The 2,405-nt window shown below is 73.0% G+C and carries 3 protein-coding genes and 1 pseudogene; all 4 read right to left on the bottom strand.

All coding sequences use genetic code 11. The annotated features are described in order from the left end of the window. On the bottom strand, window positions 1–257 hold a 257-nt coding region (locus ACLN58_RS21105), incomplete at its 3' end, for a (2Fe-2S)-binding protein (protein ID WP_415857180.1). Next, complete coding sequence (locus ACLN58_RS21100) at window positions 254–1,465, bottom strand: NAD(P)/FAD-dependent oxidoreductase (RefSeq protein WP_415857179.1); 1,212 nt, start codon at window positions 1,463–1,465, stop codon at window positions 254–256. The genes ACLN58_RS21100 and ACLN58_RS21105, both read right to left, overlap by 4 nt. After that, window positions 1,462–2,160 carry a GntR family transcriptional regulator gene (locus tag ACLN58_RS21095; protein ID WP_415857178.1) on the bottom strand — a complete coding sequence of 233 codons (699 nt, stop codon included), beginning with the start codon at window positions 2,158–2,160 and terminating at the stop codon, window positions 1,462–1,464. Before ACLN58_RS21095 ends, ACLN58_RS21100 begins: the two co-directional genes overlap by 4 nt. Before the next feature lie 23 nt (window positions 2,161–2,183). Further along, window positions 2,184–2,405, bottom strand: a pseudogene (locus tag ACLN58_RS21090) (ornithine cyclodeaminase family protein); the annotation flags it as partial.

Below are 2,405 nucleotides of genomic sequence, written 5' to 3'. Positions count from 1 at the left end.
CGCATCCCTTCGCGCACTTCGACGAGGCACGCGCGCTGGTTCGCCGCGCCGTCGACCGTCACGAGGCAGTCGAAGCACACGCCGATCCCGCAGAAGAGCCCGCGGGGACGCTCGCCCTTGCGGGTCGTGCGCCAGGCGGGGATGCCGGCGGCCATGAGCGCGGCGCCGAGGGTCTGGCCGGCGCCCGCCTCGAGGAGGTCGCCGTTGAAGCTGAATGCGACGGCGGGTGCGCCCGAAGCGTCTGGGGTCGTCCTCATGCCGTGGCCTCCTCGCGACGGTGTCCGGAACCGCCGGCCGTGCCGGGGCGGGCTGCGCCGAAGCGGGCCGGGGCGAAGGGTGAGAGATCGAGATCGGGCGTGAGGCCGGCGAGGCTCTGGGCCAGGAGCTTGCCGGTGCCGACGGACAGGCCGATGCCCGCCCCCTCGTGGCCGGCCGCGTGCCAGAGGCCGGGGGCCCGCTCATCGTGCCCGATGACAGGGAGGTGGTCCGGACAGTACGGCCTGAAGCCGTGGTAATGGCGAATCGCCGCGACGTGCTCGAGGAACGGGAAGAGCCCGATCGCGTTGCGGGCCAGGAGCCGGAGCGCGTCGACGCTCACGGTGCGGTCGAAGCCCACGCGCTCGCGCGTCGAGCCGATGAGGATCGTGCCGCTCGGCGTGCCCTCGACCACCGGGGAAGCCTGCAGCCCGGCGTCGGAACTGCCCACGTTGTCGATGTACTCGGCCGCGTAGACCTTGTGGTGCACCATCGGCGGGAGCGGTTCGGTCACCATGACGAAGCCGCGGCGCGGCATGACGGGGACGTCCACGCCCGCGAGGGAGGCGAGCTCGCCCGCCCACGTGCCGGTGCAGTTGACGACCGCCCCTGCGGCGAAGTCGCCCCGCGAGGTCCGCACGCCGGTGACGCGCTCGCCCGAGCGCAGGAACCCCGTGACGCGGGTCTCCGCGTGAAACGTGGCCCCGGCGGCGACGGCGAGCCGGACGAGATGGGCGGCGACGAGCATCGGCTGGACCTGACAGTCCTCGGGATAGTAGGCGCCGCCGAGCGCGTCCGGGGAGATGTGCGGCTCGGCGTCGCGCAGGGCGCGGGGGTCCAGCTCCTCGACGGCCACGCCGAAGCCCTTCTGCACCGCCACGACGCGCTGGAGGGACTCGAGGCTGCTCTCGCGCGACGCGACGATGATCCCGCCCTTGGACTCGAACTCCCACAGCTCCTTGTGCTCGGCGAGGTCGCCGTGCCACACGCCGAGCGAGTAGCGCGTGAGCTCGAGCTCGGGGCCGAGCTCCTTGTCCGAGACGAGGATGTTGCCCTCGCACGCGGACGAGGTTCCGCTCGCCGGGAGCCCCTGGTCCAAGACCGTGACGCTGAGGCCCTGCCGGGCCGCGAAGTAGGCGGTGGCCGCACCGATGACGCCGGCCCCGATCACGATGACGTCGCTGGCCAGCCCAGCTTGCGTCGGCGTCATGCGCCCTCCTCGGGTGGTGACTCCTGCTCGCCGGTGGCCCACAGCCCACGCGCGTGGCCGATGTGGCGACGCATGAGCGCAAGGGCGGCGCCGCCGTCGCCCGCCTCGATGAGGTCGAGGAGCTCGTGGTGCTCTTGGGCCGAATCGGCGAGTCGATTCGATTCGCTGAGGGACCGCAGGCCGTACATGCGCGTGCGCAGGCGGAGGCTCGTGGCGAGCTCGACGAGCTGGCCGTTGCCGCCGTAGCGCAGCAGCTCGGCGTGGAAGTCTCGGTCGGCGGCGAGGTACGCCGCGAGGTCGCCCTGCCGCGCGGCGGTGACGATCGCGTCGGCGAGAGCACGCAGCGCCGCGATCCCGGCCGGCGGGACGGTCCCCGCGATGTCGCCCACAACGGGCGGCTCGAGGAGCAGCCGGATCGCGGCGATCTCGTCGAGCTCGCGGTCGCTCATCCGTGTGACCCGGAAACCCTTGTTCTTCACGGTCTCGACGAGCCCCTCCCGGGCTAGGTCCATCATGGCCTCGCGCACGGGCGTCGCCGAGACGCCGAACGCGGCGCCGAGCGCCGGCGCGGAGTAGAGCGTCCCCTCCTCGAGCGCGCCGGCGATGATCGCCGCACGCAGGGATTCGGTGACAGACTCGCGCAGGCTCCGCTGCGGGCCGAGCGGGGCGAGGGGCAGGTTGCTGGTCGAAGACACGGCGGAGACTCCTTGGGCGGACGTCATTCTCTCGTGCCCCCTTCATACACCAAGGCCGCGGTCACGAGGTCTTCCCAGGCCATGCCCACGCCCGCGTAGAGGCACGGGCGGCCGGGGGTGCGCACGAGCTTGCCGTGCACGAGCTCGCGCAGGTTGACGGGGCGAAGGGCGCCCCATTCCTCGACGCTGCGGGCCGGGATGAGATCGCCGGCCTCCCGGAGCGCGGAGGCCCGGCCCTCGACCAC

Source organism: Sinomonas sp. G460-2 (assembly GCF_047759905.1).
Lineage (GTDB): Bacteria > Actinomycetota > Actinomycetes > Actinomycetales > Micrococcaceae > Sinomonas.
The sequence above is the reverse complement of the archived record's forward strand: the minus strand, read 5'-3'. Positions and strand labels throughout refer to the sequence as shown.